This is a genomic window from Gemmatimonadales bacterium, assembly GCA_019637315.1.
GTDB lineage: Bacteria > Gemmatimonadota > Gemmatimonadetes > Gemmatimonadales > GWC2-71-9 > SHZU01.
This window is the reverse complement of sequence record JAHBVU010000012.1, coordinates 24,206-43,064: the sequence shown is the minus strand read 5'-3', so window position 1 is coordinate 43,064 and position 18,859 is coordinate 24,206. Positions and strand designations below refer to the sequence as shown.

Annotated in this window: 14 protein-coding genes; 10 read left to right on the top strand and 4 right to left on the bottom strand. The window is 66.3% G+C overall.

Annotated elements, in window-relative coordinates; all coding sequences use genetic code 11:
* Nucleotides 1–1,413 carry a beta-lactamase family protein gene (locus tag KF785_12090; GenBank protein MBX3147498.1) on the top strand — a complete coding sequence of 471 codons (1,413 nt, stop codon included), beginning with the start codon at nucleotides 1–3 and terminating at the stop codon, nucleotides 1,411–1,413.
* Here the strand turns inward: KF785_12090 and KF785_12085 are convergent.
* Nucleotides 1,385–2,629 carry an MFS transporter gene (locus tag KF785_12085; protein MBX3147497.1) on the bottom strand — a complete coding sequence of 415 codons (1,245 nt, stop codon included), beginning with the start codon at nucleotides 2,627–2,629 and terminating at the stop codon, nucleotides 1,385–1,387. The genes KF785_12090 and KF785_12085 overlap by 29 nt on opposite strands.
* Before the next feature lie 122 nt (nucleotides 2,630–2,751).
* Between KF785_12085 and KF785_12080 the strand changes: the two genes are divergently transcribed.
* On the top strand, nucleotides 2,752–4,830 hold the full coding sequence (locus tag KF785_12080; protein MBX3147496.1) for a S9 family peptidase: 2,079 nt from the start codon (nucleotides 2,752–2,754) through the stop codon (nucleotides 4,828–4,830).
* Nucleotides 4,831–4,860: 30 nt separating this feature from the next.
* A complete protein-coding gene (locus tag KF785_12075; GenBank protein ID MBX3147495.1) occupies nucleotides 4,861–6,111 on the top strand; it encodes an FAD-dependent oxidoreductase in 1,251 nt (416 codons plus the stop codon).
* Nucleotides 6,112–6,130: 19 nt separating this feature from the next.
* Here the strand turns inward: KF785_12075 and KF785_12070 are convergent, their stop codons facing one another.
* Complete coding sequence (locus tag KF785_12070) at nucleotides 6,131–7,051, bottom strand: MBL fold metallo-hydrolase (protein ID MBX3147494.1); 921 nt, start codon at nucleotides 7,049–7,051, stop codon at nucleotides 6,131–6,133.
* 41 nt (nucleotides 7,052–7,092) lie between these two features.
* On the opposite strand from KF785_12070, the gene solA reads away from it, so the two are divergent.
* The 3 genes from solA (at nucleotide 7,093) to KF785_12055 (ending at nucleotide 10,436) form a co-directional block, all read left to right on the top strand.
* The gene (solA, locus tag KF785_12065) at nucleotides 7,093–8,241 is read left to right on the top strand and encodes an N-methyl-L-tryptophan oxidase (GenBank protein MBX3147493.1); all 1,149 of its coding nucleotides are present in this window, start codon (nucleotides 7,093–7,095) and stop codon (nucleotides 8,239–8,241) included.
* A gap of 69 nt (nucleotides 8,242–8,310) precedes the next feature.
* A complete protein-coding gene (locus tag KF785_12060) occupies nucleotides 8,311–9,468 on the top strand; it encodes a M20/M25/M40 family metallo-hydrolase (GenBank protein ID MBX3147492.1) in 1,158 nt (385 codons plus the stop codon).
* Between the two features lie 74 nt (nucleotides 9,469–9,542).
* Complete coding sequence (locus tag KF785_12055) at nucleotides 9,543–10,436, top strand: M55 family metallopeptidase (GenBank protein ID MBX3147491.1); 894 nt, start codon at nucleotides 9,543–9,545, stop codon at nucleotides 10,434–10,436.
* A gap of 5 nt (nucleotides 10,437–10,441) precedes the next feature.
* On the opposite strand, the gene KF785_12050 is transcribed toward KF785_12055, so the two are convergent.
* Entirely contained in the window at nucleotides 10,442–10,861 is a 420-nt protein-coding gene (locus KF785_12050; protein MBX3147490.1) for a response regulator, read from the bottom strand.
* A gap of 7 nt (nucleotides 10,862–10,868) precedes the next feature.
* Nucleotides 10,869–11,204, bottom strand: a complete 336-nt coding sequence (locus KF785_12045) for a hypothetical protein (protein ID MBX3147489.1) — start codon at nucleotides 11,202–11,204, stop codon at nucleotides 10,869–10,871.
* 455 nt (nucleotides 11,205–11,659) lie between these two features.
* On the opposite strand from KF785_12045, the gene KF785_12040 reads away from it, so the two are divergent.
* Genes KF785_12040 through KF785_12025 form a run of 4 tightly spaced genes read left to right on the top strand, consistent with a single transcriptional unit; the run spans nucleotide 11,660 to nucleotide 18,859 of the window.
* Nucleotides 11,660–14,026: a tetratricopeptide repeat protein gene (locus KF785_12040; GenBank protein ID MBX3147488.1), complete on the top strand. Its 2,367-nt coding sequence runs from the start codon at nucleotides 11,660–11,662 to the stop codon at nucleotides 14,024–14,026.
* Complete coding sequence (locus tag KF785_12035) at nucleotides 14,023–15,426, top strand: tetratricopeptide repeat protein (protein MBX3147487.1); 1,404 nt, start codon at nucleotides 14,023–14,025, stop codon at nucleotides 15,424–15,426. The genes KF785_12040 and KF785_12035 overlap by 4 nt, the downstream gene beginning before the upstream one ends.
* Nucleotides 15,423–17,351 carry a tetratricopeptide repeat protein gene (locus tag KF785_12030; GenBank protein MBX3147486.1) on the top strand — a complete coding sequence of 643 codons (1,929 nt, stop codon included), beginning with the start codon at nucleotides 15,423–15,425 and terminating at the stop codon, nucleotides 17,349–17,351. The genes KF785_12035 and KF785_12030 overlap by 4 nt, the downstream gene beginning before the upstream one ends.
* Nucleotides 17,348–18,859, top strand: a complete 1,512-nt coding sequence (locus KF785_12025) for a tetratricopeptide repeat protein (protein MBX3147485.1) — start codon at nucleotides 17,348–17,350, stop codon at nucleotides 18,857–18,859. The genes KF785_12030 and KF785_12025 overlap by 4 nt, the downstream gene beginning before the upstream one ends.

Genomic DNA, 18,859 nt, shown 5'->3' with positions numbered 1-18,859 from the left:
ATGAAGCTCCTCGCCACGAGCCTGCTGGGCCTGTTTGCTGCTGGAGGGGCACTGAGCGCCCAGGGGAAGGGGCCCGATCCCAAGGCGGTCGACGCAATCTTTGCCCGGCATGATCATACGACCACCCCCGGCTGTGCCCTGGGGGTTTTTCAGGACGGTCGAATTGCCTACAGCCGGGGCTACGGAATGGCCGACCTGAATCACGGCGTTCCGATTACTCCTTCGACGGTGTTTTACCTCGCGTCCGTGTCCAAGCAGTTTGCGGCTTTTGCCATCGCGTTGCTGGCTGAGGAGGGCGGGATCTCCCTCGAGGATCCGGTGCGGAAGTGGGTTCCGGAGCTCCCGGCGTACACGGATCCGATCCGGGTCCGCCACCTGGTCCACCATACCAGCGGGATTCGCGACTATCTCGGTCTCTGGAGCTTGTCGGGGCGGCCTTTTACCGACGAGATCCCGCAGGAGGCGGCTATCGAGTTGATCTCCCGGCAGCGCTCGCTCGACTTTGCGCCCGGGTCCCGATACTCGTACTCGAACTCCGGCTACATCCTGATGGCCGAGATCGTCAAGCGGGCGACGGGCATGTCGCTGCGGCAGTATGCGGAGGCCAAGATGTTCGGGCCGCTCGGCATGCGGCGCACCCACTTTCATGATGACAACAGCGTGATCGTTCCCGGCAGAGCGGAGAGCTACGATCGCCGTGCGGAGGGATACCGTGCCATCCGCTCGAGTTATGCGCTGGTAGGCGACGGCGGACTCCTCTCCTCGATCGACGACCTGCTGCAGTGGGACAACAACTTCTATCAGAACCGGCTGGGCGGTGGGCAAGCGCTGATCGACCGGGTGCAGACTCCAGGCGGGCTGGACAGCGCCAAGGCCACCTATGCCTTCGGCCTGGTGCCCGGAACCTATCGCGGGCTCGCGACCGTCGCGCATGGTGGCGCGATGTTCGGCTTTCGCACCAATCTGGTCCGCTTTCCATCGGAACGGCTGACGGTGGCTGTGCTGTGCAACGATGGCTCGGCCAATCCGACGGCGCTGACGAATCAGGTCGCCGATCTCTATCTGGCTGGTAAGCTGGGACCTGCCCCTGAGGCGTCGCCGTCGGGTCCGCCCGCGCAGCCCGAGACGGTACCGATTACTGCCCGGCAGGCTGCGGCGTACGTGGGGCGTTACGTCAGCGACGAGCTCGATACCTGGACCGTGGTCGAGGCGCGAGGCGATACCGTCACCGCACGAACCCGCTGGGGTGACCCGGTGCAGTGGCGGCCGATTGGTCCGGACGCCTTCATGGTCGGCTGGGTCCGGATCGATGCTGACCGTGACCGTCGGGGGCAGGTTACGGGCTTTCGATTGAGCGCGGCTCGCACTCAGAACGTGGCCTTCGTCAAGGCCCCGCCGGCGCCTCGACGTTAGGCTGGTTGGTGCGGTCGACGCGCACCAGGAGCCAGAGCAGGGCGGCCACGCCGGCCACGCCGGCCCAGACCGCGAGCAGGGCAGTCCAGCCGAGGGCGTCTCGCATGTGGGGAACGGCCCAGATGGACACGACTCCGCCGAGGTTGCCCATCAGGTTGAGGACTCCTGCTGCGGCGCCGGGTGCGCTCCCGCCCAGCGCGGTGATGGTGACCCAGAAGGGTCCTTCGGCCGCGTTGATGGCGGCGACGGAAAGGGAGAGCGCCGCGATTGCGACGACGGGATCGCTCAGGTTGGCGCCGAGGAGCACCAGCAGCGCGGCGGTGAGGAGGCAGCCGACGGCGACGTAGCGTCGGGCTCGCCCGGTGGGATAGCGACGGCCGAGCCGGTCGGCGAGCATCCCGCCGACCGGCGCAAGCAGGAACGCGGTGAGCGGCGGAATGCTGCCCCAGACACCGCTGCCCAGCAGGCTCATGCCGCGGGCGTCGATGAGGTAGCGGAAGAACCAAAAGATGAAGACGAAAAAGACCGCGGAGTGGAGCAGGTAGGCGAGGGACAGCAGGACGACGTCGCGGTCCCGAAAGAGCGCCAGGGCATTCCGCATCTGCGTACCGAGCCTCGTCACGGCCGCAGGACGCGGGATGGCTGGGGCAAAGGCAAACCAGGCGGCGGCGCCGAGCAGTCCGATCAGGCCGCTCACCAGAAAGACGGGGCGCCAGCCGGCGGCGGCCGTGAGCGGGGCCAGGGTAAGCGGAGCAAGCGCCGAGCCGAGCAGTGCCGCTGAGATGAAGATCGCGGTGGCGGTGGTTTGATGCTGGCTGGGTACCCGCTGCCGAATGGCCATCGCGCCGACCGGATAGACGGCCGCCTGCGCAACGCCGAGCAGCGAACGTGCGGCAAACAGCAGGATCAAGGCACCTCCCGCGGCGCCGACCAGGCCCGATGCCAGGGAGGCGATGCCCATGCCGAGCATCGAGATGCCGAGAATCGGCTTGGCCCCGAAGCGGTCGCCGAGCACCCCGGCCGGAACCTGGAAGAGGGCGTAGGCGAGCTGAAACCCGAGCCCGGTAATCAGGCCCATATCCGCCATGGAGAGGCCGAGGTCGGGGACCATCAGCTCCTGGGCGACGGTGATGTTGGAGCGCAGCATGTAGCCGATCAGGCTCAAGAGCGCGAGCAGGCCGACCAGCACCCTGGTTTGCGGGACCGAAGTTGTCATGAGCGGGATTGTTGGTTTCGGGTCAGGTCGAAACACTGGCCGGTGATGCACTATAGTGAAGGCCGGATGGCGACCTGGCAATGCCGTCGCCCATGCTTCGGGAGGAGAGTGAGAATATGAGAATGCGGATTCTGACCGCGACGGCTCTTATTGCGACGGCGCTGGCGGCCCCAGGTTATGCGCAGCAGGCGCCATTTACCATTGAAGATCTGATTGCGGCGCCCTTTGCCGAGAACTTGACCTCCGGGGGCGCGACGATCGCGTGGGTGCACAACACCCGGGGGGTGCGGAACGTTTGGGTGGCGACCGGCCCGCAGTTCACCGGCCGGCAGCTGACCCGGTACACGGCCGATGACGGTCAGGCGATTGGCGAGGTGGTGGTGTCGCCGGATGGTCGAACCGTGTTCTATGTGCGCGGCGGGGCGGCGAATCGTCAGGGTGAGATTCCCAATCCGACCAGTGATCCGCGGGGTCAGGAGCAAGCCGTCTGGCGGATGGCGGTGGCGGGCGGCGAGCCGGTCCGAGTTGGGGTCGGGTCAGGGCTGGTGATGTCGCCGACGGGCGATCGGGTGGTGTATGTCTCCCGCGGCCAGGTCTGGACAGCGCAGGTCGGCGCGGCGGCGCCTGGAGCGGCGGAGCTGTTCAAGGCCCGGGGTGGGGCCGGCACGCTGCGCTTCTCGCCTGACGGGTCGAAGCTGGCGTTTACCAGCGGGCGAGGGACCCATTCTTTTGTCGGGGTCTACGATTTTGGGGCGCGCTCGCTCCGGTGGATCGAGCCGAGCTACGACCGAGACGGACACGCGGCGTGGTCGCCGGACGGGAAGCAACTCGCGTTCGTGCGGATTCCGGCGGGAATCCGGATTCCGCTCTTTGGAGCGATCCGGTCGGCGCGGCCCTGGTCGATCTGGGTCAGCGAGGTGGGGACGGGTACTGCCCGGAAGGTCTGGACCGCAGCAGAGGGCGACGGCAGCGTCTTCCGGAGTCCGACTGGTCCGGGGCTCATGTGGGGGGCCGGCGATCGTCTGGTCTTCCTGTGGGAGCGCAACGACTGGGCCCAGCTCTACTCGATTCCCGCTCGGGGTGGCGAGCCGACCCACCTGACACCCGGGGTTGGGGAAGTCGAGTATGCCACGCTCTCGCCCGATCGGCAGTCGGTCTACTACAACACCAACATCGGCAACATCGATCGGCGCGATCTCTACCGCGTCCGTGTGAGCGGGGGAGCGCCGGAGCCGGTTTGGCGCAGCGAAGCAAGCATCGAGTGGGCCCCGGAGCCGCTGGCCGATGGGCGGACCGTGGCGTTTCTGCATTCCGATGCGCGGACCCCATCGCACGCGGCAGTGCTGATCGATGGCAAGATCCGGCCGCTGGCGCCGGGATCGATTCCTGCCAGCTTCCCGTCGAGCCGCCTGGTCGAACCCCAGCAGGTGATCTACACGTCGGCCGATGGGATGCAGATCCACGCGCAGTTGTTCTTGCCGCCCGATCTCAAGCCCGGTGAGAAGCGGCCTGCGGTTGCCTTCTTTCACGGTGGCTCTCGGCGTCAGATGCTGCTCGGCTTTCATTACATGGGGTACTATGCCGGGGCCTACGCCATGAATCAGTGGCTGGCGCAGCACGGCTATGTGGTGCTGTCGGCCAACTTCCGGAGCGGCACCGGATATGGCATGAAGTTCCGTGAGGCGGACAACTTCGGCGCAACCGGAGCGACCGAGTTCAACGACGTGATGGGTGCCGGCCTCTATCTGCGAGGCCGGGCTGATGTCGACGGCAACCGGATCGGCCTCTGGGGCGGTTCGTACGGCGGCTACCTGACGGCCATGGGGCTCGCGAAGGCGTCGGACCTGTACAAGGCGGGCGTCGACATTCACGGGGTGCACGACTGGAACGAGGGCATTCACAACTTCAATCCCAGCTACAACCCGCTCGAGGATCCACGCGCCACGCAGCTGGCGTTCGATTCCTCGCCGCTCCGGTGGGTCGATACCTGGCGCTCGCCGGTCCTCATCATTCATGGTGACGACGACCGCAACGTCAAGTTCAACGAGTCGATTCGCCTGGTTGCTGCGCTTCGCGATCAGGGGATCGAGCCGGAAACGCTGGTCTTTCCGGACGATGTGCACGACTTCCTGACGTTCGACAACTGGTCCAGGATCTATCGTGCGACGCTCGACTTTTTCAATCGCCATCTCAAGCGATAGCCGTCGCACTGACGACGGAACGGAACAGGTATGAAACGAACCATTGTGGTGGGGGCGGGCGCGATCGGGTTGGCCTGCGCATATGCATTGCGTCAGCGGGGTCGCGATGTCCTTGTGATCGATAAGGGGTTGCCGGGCGAGGGCGCCTCCAAGGGGAATGCCGGCTGGATCACGCCGTCCATCTCGGCGCCGATTCCGGCACCCGGGCTGACCTGGACCTCGCTCAAGTGGATGTTGCGGAGCGACAGCCCGCTCTACATCGCTCCCACGGCGGCCCCTCGGCTGGCCCGTTGGCTGTGGCGATTCTGGCGCTACTGCAATCGCCAAGACTTTCTGCGCGGCCTCACCCTCATGGCCGAGCTCAACAGCACGACCTTGAAGGCATTTGACGCGCTCGAGGCCGACGGCGTCAAGTTCGAGCTGCATCGGCAGGGTTTGCTCTTCGTCTTCATGGGCGAGCAATACCTCCAGAACACGCTGCACGAGTTCGACTATTACCAGCGCTACGGCTACGTCGTACCGTCGCCGATTTCCGGTCGTGAGTTGCGTCAGCTCGAACCCGGGTTGTCAGAGGAGATCCATGGGGGCTTTCTCGTCAAAGAGGAGTATCACATCCGGCCGGAAACCCTGACCACCGGTTACGTGCAGCGTCTCGAGGAACTCGGCGTCGAGGTGCGGACCGGGGTCGAGGTGCGCGGTGCTGTGGTGAGCGGTGATCGGGTGACCGGCGTCGAAACCTCGGCCGGCAACATGACGGCGGATGAGGTCCTGGTTGCAGCAGGTGCCTGGTCCGGGCAGGTGCTCGAGCCGTTTGGGCGCTCGCTTCCGGTGCAGGCGGGCAAGGGCTACAGCATTACCGTCAACGGTGGCGCCGCACCGCAGCTGACGCGTCCGCTTTACCTGGGTGAGGCCCGAATCGGGGTGACGCCCTTCGATGGTGACGCCGTGCGGTTTGCCGGCACGATGGAGCTCTCCGGCATCAACACCTATTTCGATGCGCGCCGGGTTCGGGGCATTCGCAAAGGTATCGATCGCTATCTCTCGGCCAAGATCGATCCGGGGATCGGGACGGAATGGGTCGGGATGCGGCCGCTGACTCCTGACGGATTGCCGATGCTCGGGCTGGTTCCGGGCTTCCGGAACGTCTACCTCGCCACCGGACATGCCATGCTGGGCATTACGCTGGCACCGGTGACCGGTAATGTCATGGCCGACGCCATGACCGGGAATTCGGCGCCTGATTCGCTGGCACCCTTCGATCCGGGGCGCTTCAATTGGTGAGCAAGCCGGATTGGTCGCTTCAGGCTGTCGCCGAGCCTTCCAGCCTTTTCTGCCAGTAGCGGGCAATGCCGTGATAACTGGCCCGGAAGTCGGCAAACGACGAGAACCCGGCAATTGCCTCTGACGAGGCCTTCCCTTCGAGGCCGGCCAGGATGGCGTGATGAAACTGGTCGGCTCGGGCCTGGTCCGTCAGGTCCTGGGACAGCAGCTCTCGCGCGAGTGTGGCCCAGTGCACCAGGCCGCGGCGCAGATCCGCCAGGTGGGCAGGGACGTCGTTGCTGAAGCCGTAATGGGTGCAGAAGAGCCGTTTTGGTGCCCAGCTGGCGATCGTGTCGAGGCTGGCCAGCCACGCTTCCAGGTCGAAATCCGGCGGCGGCGTCACGGGAAGGGTGACAGGCAGCGCCGGGACCCGCAGGCCACCGGTATCGCCGACGTAGGCGGTGCCTGTGGCTGCCTCGTAGTAGCTGACATGGTGCGACGCGTGGCCCGGCGTGGCGGCGACGGTGAATTCGCGGTCGCCGAGCCGAACGGTTTCGCCGCCGGTCAGGGGCCGGAGGTTGGCTGACGGCATGGGCAGGAAGCGACCCCAGAGGCTGTCCATCCGGTCGCCGTAGATGCGGGTGGCACTCGCGACCAGCTTGGCGGGGTCGGCCAGGTGGCGGGCGCCCCGTTCGTGGACGTACACCGTCAGGTTTGGGTTGCGCTCGACCAGCAGACCGGTGGCGCCGGCATGATCGAAGTGGATGTGCGAGAGCAGAATTGCGTGAAGGGCCTCGACTCGGGTACCGGCCGCGGCAAGTCCGGCTTCGAGCGTGTCGAGGGTCGAGCCCGGCCCAGTATCGAGCAAGACCGGGCCGGCTGCGGTCAGCAGTAATTCGACGGCGACGTACTGCTGCCGGTCCTGGTGCCGCACATCGATGGTCGTATCATGAAATGACATTCTGACAATCTAACGGGCCGGAACGCGACCCCGGGGACACGATGGGTACACCGCACTACGACGTGGCGATCGCAGGGCTCGGGGCCATGGGCAGCATGGCGGCATGGCAGGCGAGTGCTCGGGGGCTCCGGGTCATCGGTTTCGACCGGTTTGCGCCGCCTCATGCGAATGGGTCTTCGACCGGGCTCAGCCGCATCATTCGCGAATGCTATTCCGAACAGCGGTTCTACGTTCCGATCGTGCAGCGTGCCTACGGGTTGTGGGCTGATCTCGAGCGGCTGGCCGGCCGCTCGGTGCTGACGACGACGGGCGGCCTCCTGATCGGCGATCGCAGCGGCTACATCGTCGCTGGAGCCATGGCCAGCGCGGAGCAGTTCGGCTTGCAGGCGGAGTTGCTGGAGGCTGCGCAGGTTGCGGAGCGGTTTCCGGCCTTCCATCTGCTGCAGAACCAGGTGGCGGTGTACGAACCGCGGGCCGGGTCACTGATGCCGGAGGACGCGATCGAATCGGCGCTGGCTGTTGCCCGGGGGGCTGGGGCTCTGCTGCACTACAACGAACCGGTGCTCGACTGGGAGACTGGTGAGCGGATCACGGTGACGACGACGCAGGGGCGTTACACGGCCGACCGTCTGATCCTTGCGGCGGGCGCCTGGATGGCGAAGAGTCTGCCCAAGCGTACGCTGCCGCTGGCGCCCAACCGGCAAGTGCTGTTCTGGTTCGAGCCCAAGGCGTCGAAGGCGTGGTTCGAGCTGGGCCAATGCCCGATCTTCCTCTGGGAGTGGTCACCCGGGCGCTCGATCTACGGCTTTCCGGATCAGGGTCACGGATTCAAGGTGGCCATCCATCATGAAGGGACGGCGGTCGATCCCGACACGGTCGATCGAACCGTGCACGAGGCCGACGAGCGCGCCGTTCGGGTGATCGTGGATCAGACGTTTCCGGGCCTGCTTGGACCGGCCCTGCGAAGCGGGGTTTGCCTCTATACGAACACGCCTGACGAGGACTTCATTCTCGATTTCCATCCCGATGACCGGCGCGTCGTGGTGGCCAGCCCGTGCTCCGGTCACGGGTTCAAGTTCGCGCCCGCCATCGGGGAAATTCTCGCCGATCTGATTACGCGGGGCGAGACGGCGGCCGACATCAGCCACTTCCGGATCGATCGGTCGTTCAGTCGGAGCTCCGGAAGCTAGAAGACGCTCTCGCGCGCCGGTATATTCCGCGGCCATGGCTGCCCCTCGTTACTTCCCTCAAGGTTTGGCATGAGCGACGTTCTTTCCCTTACGAAGCGGATGGTGCAGGTCGATTCGCGACTGCCGGTCGAAGGACCCCTTGCGCAGCTGGTGGCTGACGAGATCCGAGGCATCGGGTTGGAGCCGGTCTGGCAGGAAGTCGCTCCAGGGCGGCCCAACGTCTACGTCCTCGTCAAAGCCGGACCGAAGTCCGGGCTGGTGACCTTCACGGGTCACCTCGATACGGTCGATGCAGCTGAAGGGTGGGAAACGGACCCGCTGGATCCGGTGGAGCGCGACGGCAGGCTCTACGGGCTGGGTGCGCTCGACATGAAGTCGGGTGTGGCGTGCGCTTTCCATGCCTTCCGTCGATTGATTCAGGACCGGACGCTCGCAAGCCGACTCGGCACCCTCGCCTTCGCCGCCACGGTTGACGAGGAGGCGTTCGGAACCGGCTCCCGTGCGCTGTTGGAGACGCCGCTGGGCAAGAGCGACCTGATGTTTCTGACCGAGAGCTTCTATGGCGGGCCGGACGCAACCGACCTGGTCGTTCCGATTGCGCAGCCCGGTAAGATCCTCTACCGGGTCGTGGTTACGGGGCGAACCTCTCACGCGTTGCTTTCGCCCGATCGCGGCATCAACGCGGTGCATGATGCGGCCCGGATCGTCGCGGCGCTCGACCGTTTGCCACTCGGTTCGCATCGTCTGATCGGGCCGATGAACTACTCGACCCTGAAGATCGATGGCGGGTACCGCGAGTATTCGGTCATCGTCCCGGAGCGGTGCGAGATCATCATTACACGGCTGCTGGCTCCCGGCGAAACCCAGGTCAAGGCACTCGAGGAACTGCGAAGCTTGATTGCAGGGTTGGGGCTCGAGTCGACCGTAACCGTTGAGGCTGCGCCACCGTCCTACGAGCCGTTCGAACTCGATCCGGCAGATCCGGGCGTGGCGGCCTTCGAGGCCGCGTACCGGGCCCGTCTCGGAGCCGCCCCGCGACTTGGCGGGGCGCTGGTGATTACCGACGGCAACGTATACCTCGGTGAGGGTGGGATTCCGACGGTAACTTTCGGGCCGCGGGGAGCCGGATTCCATGAGAAGAACGAGTATGTCGAGGTGGCAACGCTCGAGCCCGTGATCGATGTGCTCGTCGATGCCACGGTACGGTATTTCGACGGTCGCCCGTGAGCCGCACGGGCAGGGCCGAGCATGGTTACTCAACGACGGGACCGGGGCATACCGGAACCAGAGGAGACAATACGATGACGCGATGGATGCTGGCTGCGCTGTGTCTGGGAATCGGCGCCGGGGCTCTCGATGCCCAGCGACCGATCAAGGTTCTCATCTCCGTCGACATGGAAGGCATCACCGGCGTTGCTACGGGAGAGCAGCTCGGGCCGACCGGGTTCGAGTACCAACGCTTTCGCGAGTTCATGACGGCCGAGGCGCTGGCGGCCATCGAGGGTGCCCGGGCCGGGGGCGCGACGGAGTTCCTGGTTGCCGACTCGCATGGCAACATGCAGAACCTGCTGATCGACCGATTCCCTCCCGATGTGCGGATCATCCGAGGCTCGCCTCGGCAGTACTCCATGGTTGCGGGGATCGACTCGTCCATCAGCGCCGTCATGTTCATCGGCTACCACTCGGCAACCACCAACCCGAAAGGGGTCCGGGCGCATACGCTGTCGAGTGCGACCCTGGCCGCGGTGACGCTGAACGGCGTCCCCCAGTCCGAGTCGAGCCTCAATGCGGCGGTGGCGGGGATGTTCGGTGTGCCGGTCGTGCTCGTCTCCGGTGATGACGCGGCCGTTGCCGAGGTGCAGCAACTGGTTCCCAATGTCGAGGGTGCGGTGGTCAAGCGGTCGCTTGGCTTCCATTCGGCAGAGACCATGACGCCGCAAGCCGGGCAGGAGCTGATTCGTACCAAGGCAAAGGCGGCAATCGAGCGGCTGCGGCAGATCAAGCCGTTCGTGGTCCGGGGGCCGTACACCCTCGACATTACCTATAAGAGTTACCTGCCGGCGGAGGTCGCAGCGCTTTTGCCTGGCGTGACACGGCATGATGCGCACACCGTTCGCTATGCGACGACGTCGCTCACGGATGCAGTCACGCTGCTGCAGTTCCTGACAACCTACCGGTCAGACCTGCAGCCCTGATCGATTCAGTTGTTCGGGGGGGCGGGGGCCAGGCCGAGGGTGCTGCGGAGGGTGGACGCGAGCTCTGCCACCTGAAACGGCTTTTCGAGCCCCCGCGATCCGGTGCTCTTCAGGAAGGCGTCGTGCCTCAGGATGTCGAGGTCGCCACTGGTCAGAAAGATGTGCCCCCGGAGCTCGGGATTTCGGCGGACCAGTTCCTCGATCAGCTCGATGCCGTTCATGACGGGCATGTTGTGGTCGGTCACGACGGCATCGAAGTGGCGGGACCGGACCCACTCCAGCGCGTCGTGGCCCGAATGGGTCACGGTCACGTCGAAGCCAGCTCTCCCCAGAAAACGCGCCACGCTCCGACAGACCATCTCGTCGTCGTCAACGAGAAGGACGGTCGGAAGCGATGCGGATTCCCGCGCCGGTTGAGCCGTCACGACGCGCTCAACCGCGGAACTCGGGGTCGGTCGAGACTCGGCGCGCCACCGACTCGATCACTTCGGGCTGATCGTAGAACCCGGATGCCAGGCGCTCGCCAATCTCCTTGAGACGGTCGGTCGGCAAGGACGACTTGGCGTTGCGGACTTCCTGCTGCTCCGCCAGAGCACGCGCGTCAGACGAGAGGTCGACCGAATCGGGACGCGGTTTGGTCGACTCGGCTGCTCCGGGCTCCGGATTGCCGGATCCAGGGCGCCGGGCTTCCTGGGCGCGATTCGCTTCGAGCGCGGCGGGGTCGGTTCCTCGTCGCGGGCCTTGTGGTGCCGCTGGGTTGATCGCCATTCGAGCCTGTTCTCCTCGTCAGACGGGAGCTGATTCCCCTACCGATTCCCCCGACTCAGGAGGGTATCGGCGGGTTGCCCGGAAAACTTAAGTCCGGGTTCCGCGCGTCAGGAGTGCACGCTCTGTGCCCGGGAAGAAAGGTCCGGTCGATTTCTCCCCGGCGTCGTCGCCAGACCGATCGGTAAACCCGGTCGGAACAGCCCCCGCGATAGTGACCGTAAGTCGTTGCCAGTCAATGTCATATGAACTTAGGGCCTGGCCATGATATGGTCGCTTTTGCTGCCTTGGCCCCCCTCTTGCCCCTCCTGCTCCTACCGACGGGGAACCCGGCAAATCATGCCTCGTCGATCGGACCGGTCTCGGCTCGAGATCGGCACAAACGATCGAGCAGCGGCTGGATGCGCCTGAATCCGTCTCCCCTCTGCCGATCGACTGACGCGATGCACGGGAACGCTATGGACACTGATGTACTGCCAGGGGTCGAACTCGGGCTGCCAGGCTCATCTCAGGATTTGCGACAGTTGCTGCGCCAGGGGCTCGCCTACCACCAGCGGGGCGAGTTCAGTCGTGCGCTGACCTGTTATCAGGCGGTCCTGTCCCTGGATCCGCGGCAGCCCGATGCGCTGCATCTGAGCGGGGTCCTGGCACACCAGGCCGGGAAACACACGGTGGCCGTATCATTGCTCGAGCAGGCGGTGGCGCTCGATCCGCGGGCGCCCGACTTCGTCATCAATCTTGGTCTGGCCCTGCAGGCGACCGGACAGGTCGATCGGGCGCGGGCAGCGTTCGAACGCGCGGTGCTGCTGCGCCCGGCTGCTCCGCATGCGCACCTCCACCTTGGCACGGCGCGCCGGTTGCTGGGCGAGCCGCGCGGCGCGGTCCGGGCCTATGATCGTGCCCTTGCACTCGATCCTGGCTTCGCGGAGGCGCACGCCACGCGAGGAGCTGCGCTCCACGCGCTCGAGCGGCACGGTGAAGCCGAGCGCGCGCTCAGGACCTCGATCGAACTGAAGCCCGATTTTGCCGAAGCCTATTCCGATCTCGGTTCGCTGCTGCAGGCGACCGACCGTCTCGATGAGGCCGTCAGCGCCTATCGGCGCGCCATCGAACTGAAGCCGACCCTGGTCGAGGCCTACTCGAACCTGGGTACGGCACTCTCCGCCGCCGGCGATCTGAGCGGCGCCGTCGAGACCTATCGACAGGCGCTGCTCCTCGAGCCGGCGCATTACGAAGCGGTGATCAATCTGGGCATTGCGCTGCAAGCCCTGGGACGGCTCGATGAGGCGCGCGAGGCGTTCGAGACCGCTCGGGTCGTCCGACCCTCTGCCGCGCAAGCCCATTTGCATCTGGGAGTCATCTATCAGGCCCAGGGTGCGCTCGAGCTGGCACTCGCCGCGCTGACCGACGGGCTCCGAGTGGCGCCAGACCATGCGGACCTGCTGTCGACCCGCGGCGGCGTTTATCGACACCTGGGGCAATACGATGAGGCTGTCGCCGATCTGCGGCGCGCCGCCAGCCTTGCCCCAGACTCGGCGCGCATCGCAACGAATCTCGGCAACATCCTGCTTGCTGCGGGTGAGATCGATGCGGCGGTCGCGGCGCTCGAAGGTGCCGTGTCGCTGGATCCTGAGCAAGCCGATTCCCGCCTTGGACTGGGCAACGCGCTCAAGGCGCGGGGCGAGACGGCTCGCGCCGTCGTCTGCTATCACGAGGCGCTGCAGTTGCGACCGGACTATGCCGAGGCCGCCTACAACCTGGGCAACGCCTGGCGCGAAGCCGGGCGGTATGACGAGGCGATTGCCGGATACGAGCAGGCGCTGCGGATTCGTCCGAACTACGGCGAAGCCGTTTGGAACCTCGCCTTGGCACGACTGGGGAGGGGCGATCTCGCGCGGGGCTGGGACGGTTACGAATGGCGCTGGCGTGAGGGCGATACCCCGCGAGTGCCCGAACTTCCCAAGGTCCCGGTCTGGCAGGGTGGTTCCGAGGTTGCCGGGCGTCGCTTGCTGGTGTGGCGGGAGCAGGGCCTGGGCGACGAACTGCTTTTTCTGACTTGCGTGCCCGACCTGATTGCGGCCGGCGCACGAGTGACCCTCGTGGTCAGCCCCCGGCTGGTGTCGCTGGTGAGCCGGGCCTTTCCAGAAGCGGAGATCGTTGCCGACGGACCGGGTGTACTGAGCGAGCTCGAGTCCCTCGATGGGCAGCTGCCTCTGGGCAGCTTGCCGCGCTGGTGGCGGCGGTCGCGGGACAGCTTCCGTAGCTCTGGCGTTTTCCTCTCCCCGACGGCTGAGCAGGCAGCTCGGTGGCGGGCCAGGTTCGATGCCCTGGGTGGCGATCGCAAGGTCGGGATCTGCTGGCGGAGCGGTCTGGTGACACCGGAGCGGCGCCGGTATTACGCCCCGGCCGAGGAATGGGGTTCGCTCTGGCGCGTGCCGGGCGTGACCTGGATCAATCTGCAGTACGACGATTGCGAAGCCGAGCTGGCCGCCATCGAGGCGGCAACGGGGGTTCGGGTGCACCGCTGGAACGGCGAGGACCTCAAGAATGATCTGGAGAGCGTCGTGGGCCTCTTGAGTCAGCTCGATGCGGTGGTGAGCGCGCCTACCGCCGTGAGTTCGCTCGCGGGGGCGACGGGTATCCCGACGTGGCAGCTCGACAGCGGAAGTGACTGGACCGTCTTCGGGGCGGATCGATCGCCCTGGTGGCCCAGCATCCGGCTGGAGCGGAAGCGACCGGGAGAGGCGACCTGGGAGTCGGCTGTTCGACGCTTGGCGGCCCGGCTTGGCGAGTGGATCTCGATGGGGCAGGAGAACGGTCGATGATCGGATTACAGGGTGCAGCACTGGTGCCGGGTATGGACGTGCTGCGCCGCGGCATTGCAGCGCAGCAGGCGGGCGACCGCGTCCGTGCCATGGCAGCCTACCGGAAGACGATTCGCATCAACCCCGGCCTGGCGCCCGCGCACTTCAATCTGGGCCAGCTCCTGCGCGAGGATCGCGACTACGAGGGGGCGGTTGCCTGCTTCGAGAGCGCCGTGCGGCTGCGGCCGACCGCGGGCGATGCCTGGCTCAATCTGGGAGCCATGCTGGAGCGGCTCGAGCGGCATCAGGAAGCGGTGGCCATGTACCGTCGTGCGGTGGAGTGTGTCGGCGCCGATGCGCGCCCGCGCTACAACCTGGCCAATGCGCTGCTGGCGCTGGGCGAGTTTTCGGAAGCCGCGGAAAGTTACCGTGCCGTGCTGGAGATGGAGCCGGAGCACAGCGGGGCCCAATGGAACCTGGCGACGGCACTGCTGGCCGGGGGCAGTTTCGGGCCAGGGTGGACCCAGTACGAGCAGCGGTGGGCCCAACTCGGCGTCGAGCCCGCCACGCGATTCCCTTGGCCCCTCTGGGCGGGCGAGCCGGTGGCCGCGAAGCGAATTCTGGTTTGGCGGGAGCAGGGATTGGGAGACGAGCTCCTCTTTGCGACCTGCCTGCGGGATCTCGTCGCGGCCGGTGCGGAGGTGACGCTGGCGGTGTCGCCCCGTCTGGTCGGGATGCTGACCCGGGCCTTTCCCGGCGTGACGGTCGTCGATGACGGCGCCTGGGGCGACGGTGAGTACGATTTCCACGTGCCTCTCGGCACCTTGCCGCGGTACCTGCGTAAGAATCGCGATGCCTTCCCGCTGCAGAGCAAGTTTCTGACGCCGGATTCGGCGCATGCAACCCGCTGGTCGACCCGGCTCGACGAGCTCGGCCCCGGCCTCAAGGTCGGCATCTGCTGGCGCAGCGGGATGATGACCGAAGAGCGTTCGCGCACCTACAGCCGCCTCGAAGAGTGGGGACCGATTCTGACGACACCAGGGATTCACTGGATCAATCTCCAGTACGACGACTGCCAGGCCGAGCTGACGGCAGCGGAGGCGCAGCATGGGATCACGATCCACCGATGGGATGGCGAGGACCTCAAGAACGACCTGGAGAGCGTCCTCGGTCTGATCTGGAATCTGGATGCGGTGGTCACCGCCCCGACTGCGGTGAGTTCGCTGGCCGGCGCTGCCGGCGTGTCGACGTGGCAGATCGACAACGGCCTCGACTGGACGGCGCATGGTGAGGATCGATCGCCGTGGTTTCCGAGTATCCGGCTGATTCGTCGGACCTTTGGATCCGCCGACTGGCTGCCGGTGCTGCGCCGTGCCGCCATGGAGCTCGATGCGCGTCGCGTCGAGGACGGTGTCGCATGAGCGGCGCCGTTCGAACCCAGCGTGCCGGGGCGGTCCGGCAGCAGCTGCACGACGGGCTGGCTCACCACCGCGCCGGGCGATCGAAAGCGGCTGCCTCGTGCTACAGCCAGGTGCTGGCCGCCGAGCCTTCGAATGCGGACGCGCATCACCTGCTTGGTCTGCTGCTGCTCGCCGACGCGCACCTTAGCGAGGCGGCGTCCCATTTCGAACGCGTGGTGGCTTTGCGCCCCAAGGTGGCCGAGTATCGCTCGAACTACGGGCATGTGCTGCGTGGTCTCGGTGATCTCGACGGCGCCTTGCGGGAACTCACGACCGCAACCCGGCTCGAGCCGGGCTATACGGACGCCTGGATCAATCTGGGTTTGGTGCGACTCGACCGCGGTGAGATTGCCGAGGCCGTCGACGTCCTGGAAACGGCCGTCATCAAAGATCCGCGATCGCCGCTGGCGCAGCTCAATCTCGGGAACGCGTTGCGTGCCGCCGGGCGACTCGATGAAGCCGCCGCCCGATACCGGACCGCGGCCGGCATTGCTCCCGAGCTGTCCCTTGCCCATAAGAACCTCGGTGTTGTTGCTCAGCTTGCAGGGCGCCATGAGGAGGCAGCACTGGCATACCAGCGGGCGCTGGCAGCCGCGCCGAACGACGCCGACGTGCTCACAAATCTTGGCGTGCTCTACCTCAAACTCGATCGGATCGACGACGCCATTGCCCTTCAGGCCCGCGCGGTGGCGGCGGCGCCCCGGCAGGCCGACGGGTGGCTCAACGGCGGCACAGCGTTGCAGGCCGCAGGGCGGCTCGACGAAGCCCAGCACTACTTCTTGCGTGCCGCCGCACTGTCGGATGGTCCGGAACCATTGACGGCCATGGGAAGTCTGGCAGCAGAGCGCGGCGATTTTGCGCTTGCGGTTCAGTTGCACGATCAGGCGATGGCGCGCGACGCCGAGCGGCCGGATACCCGATGGAACCGATCGCTGGCCCTGATCGGTCGTGGCGATCTTCCCGCTGGCTGGGACGAGTATGAGTGGCGCTGGCGGGCGAGTACCCGTCCCGCCGAATACCGGACCTATCCATGGCCGGCGTACCAGGGCGAGGATCCTGACGGCAAGCGGATGCTGATCTGGCGGGAACAGGGCCTGGGCGACGAACTGATGTTCCTGACCTGCCTCGACGACGTGGTCCGAGCGGGCGCGCAGGTGACGGTCGCGGTCTCGCCGAGGCTGGTCTCGCTGGTCGAGCGTGCCTTCCCGACGGTGCGGGTCATTCCTGACGGGCGCGTCTCGATTGCCACTGCCGGCCCATTCGATTGTCACGTCCCGATGGGAAGCCTGCCGCGCTTCTGGCGCCGTTCACATGAGGCCTTCGCGGGTAACGGTGCCTACCTCCGTCCGCGCCAGGACCTGGTCGAACGGTGGGCAGAACGACTGGCCTCGCTCCCAGCCGGGCCAAAGGTTGGTATTTGCTGGCGCAGCGGACTGCTCACCGCCGAACGGCAGCGGCACTACGCTCCGCTGGCTGCGTGGGCGCCGGTCTGGCGAGTTCGAGGTGTGAACTGGATCAATCTTCAGTATGACGACTGCGCGGCTGAGATCGCTGAGATCGAACAGGCCCATGAGGTACGAGTGCACTGCTGGCCGGCGGAAGACCTCAAGCAAGACCTGGAGAGCGTCGTCGGCTTGCTGGCATCGCTCGACGCCGTGGTCACCGCCCCAACGGCTGTCTCGTCGCTGGCTGGGGCGAGCGGAGTTCGTACCTGGCAGACGGACGGAGGAAACGACTGGACTGTCTTCGGACGGGATCGCTCGCCCTGGTGGCCGTCGCTCAAGTTGGTGCGTCGCCCGCCGGGGCGGGACTGGCAGCCGGTGCTGAACGACCTCGCGTCCGAGCTCGACGGGTGGGTTCAGGCTGAATCGGAGCGAATGCCATGATTGCGGCAGTCCCGGCACTGACCGACTTCGATCGCGGCCTTGCCGCGCAGCGATCGGGCGACGTCCAGCGCGCTATTGCGGCGTACCAGCGGACCATCGCCTCGGATCCGCGGCACGCAGCAGCCCATTTCAACTTGGGGCACTTGCTCCGCGCTCAGCAGGATCTTGCCGGGGCCGCGCTGGCGTTCGAGGCTGCCGCGCAACTGCGCCCCTCGGCGGCCGACGCGTGGCTCCACCTCGGTGTCTCACGCGAAGGTCTGGGCCAGCTCGAGCCTGCGATCGCCGCGTACCGCCGGGCGGTGGAACTCGGCGGCACCTTGCGCGGCACTGCGTTGTTCAATATCGGCAATGTGCTCCGCAAGCAGGGGCAGCTGGTGGCCGCCGGTGCCGCGTTTGCCGAAGCGGCGGACGCAGCGCCCCAGGCGGCCGACGTCTGGCTCAATCTGGGCAACGTGCAGCGTGAGCTCGGTCGCCTGACGGATGCCCGAACCTCGCTGCAGCGCGCCATCCAGCTCAAGCCTGACTGGGCTGAGGCCAGCTGGAACCTCGGCCTGGTCGAGTTGGCCGATGGTCGCCTGCCGGAAGGCTGGTCGGGGTATGCACACCGCTGGGCGCGCGCCGGACTGCCTGGGCCGACGGCGCTGCCTTGGGCACATTGGCAAGGAGAGTCGCTCGAAGGCAAACGGATTCTCGGGTGGGGCGAGCAGGGCGTTGGCGATGAGATTCTGTTTGCGACCTGTGTACCGGATCTGGTCGATGCGGGAGCGTCGGTGACGCTCGCGGTCGATCGCAGGCTGGTCAGCCTCTATGCCCGATCGCTGCCGGACGTCGAGGTCGTGGCCCATGGCGAGTGGGGTACGGAGGCGTTCGACTATCAGGCACCGCTCGGTGACCTGCCCGGACGTCTTCGTGCTTCTCGCGCTGCCTTCCGTCCCCGTTGGAGTCAGCTGGTTCCCGCGCCGGCGCAGATCGCCGGCTGGACCGAGCGACTGCGGGCGCTCAGCGGGCCGCTTCGGGTGGGTCTCTGCTGGCGAAGCGGACTGAATACCGGCGAACGCCGTCGCTACTACCCGACGCTGCTCGATCTCGCCCCGGTGCTCCGGGTTCCCGGAGTCGAGTTTGTCAATCTCCAGTACGACGACTGTCGTGCCGAGTTGGAGAGCGTGGAAGCGCAGCTCGGAATTCGGATCCATCGGTGGGCCGGTGTGGATCTCAAAGACGATTTCGAAGCCGTCGCAGCGCTTGTCTGGCATCTCGATCTCGTCATCACGGCTCCTACCGCCGTGAGTTCTCTGGCGGGAGCGATCGGGACGGAGACCTGGCAGCTCGACGCCGGTACCGACTGGACGCTGTTCGGAGAGCCGCGATCACCGTGGCTCCCGGCCATCCGCGCCTTTGCACGCGAGTACGGAACAAACGACTGGGGTCCGGTCTGTCGCCGGATCGAGCAGGAACTGACTATCCGCAGAAGCCGCGAGGTCGTGGCTTCGGACACCGGAAGGGCATAA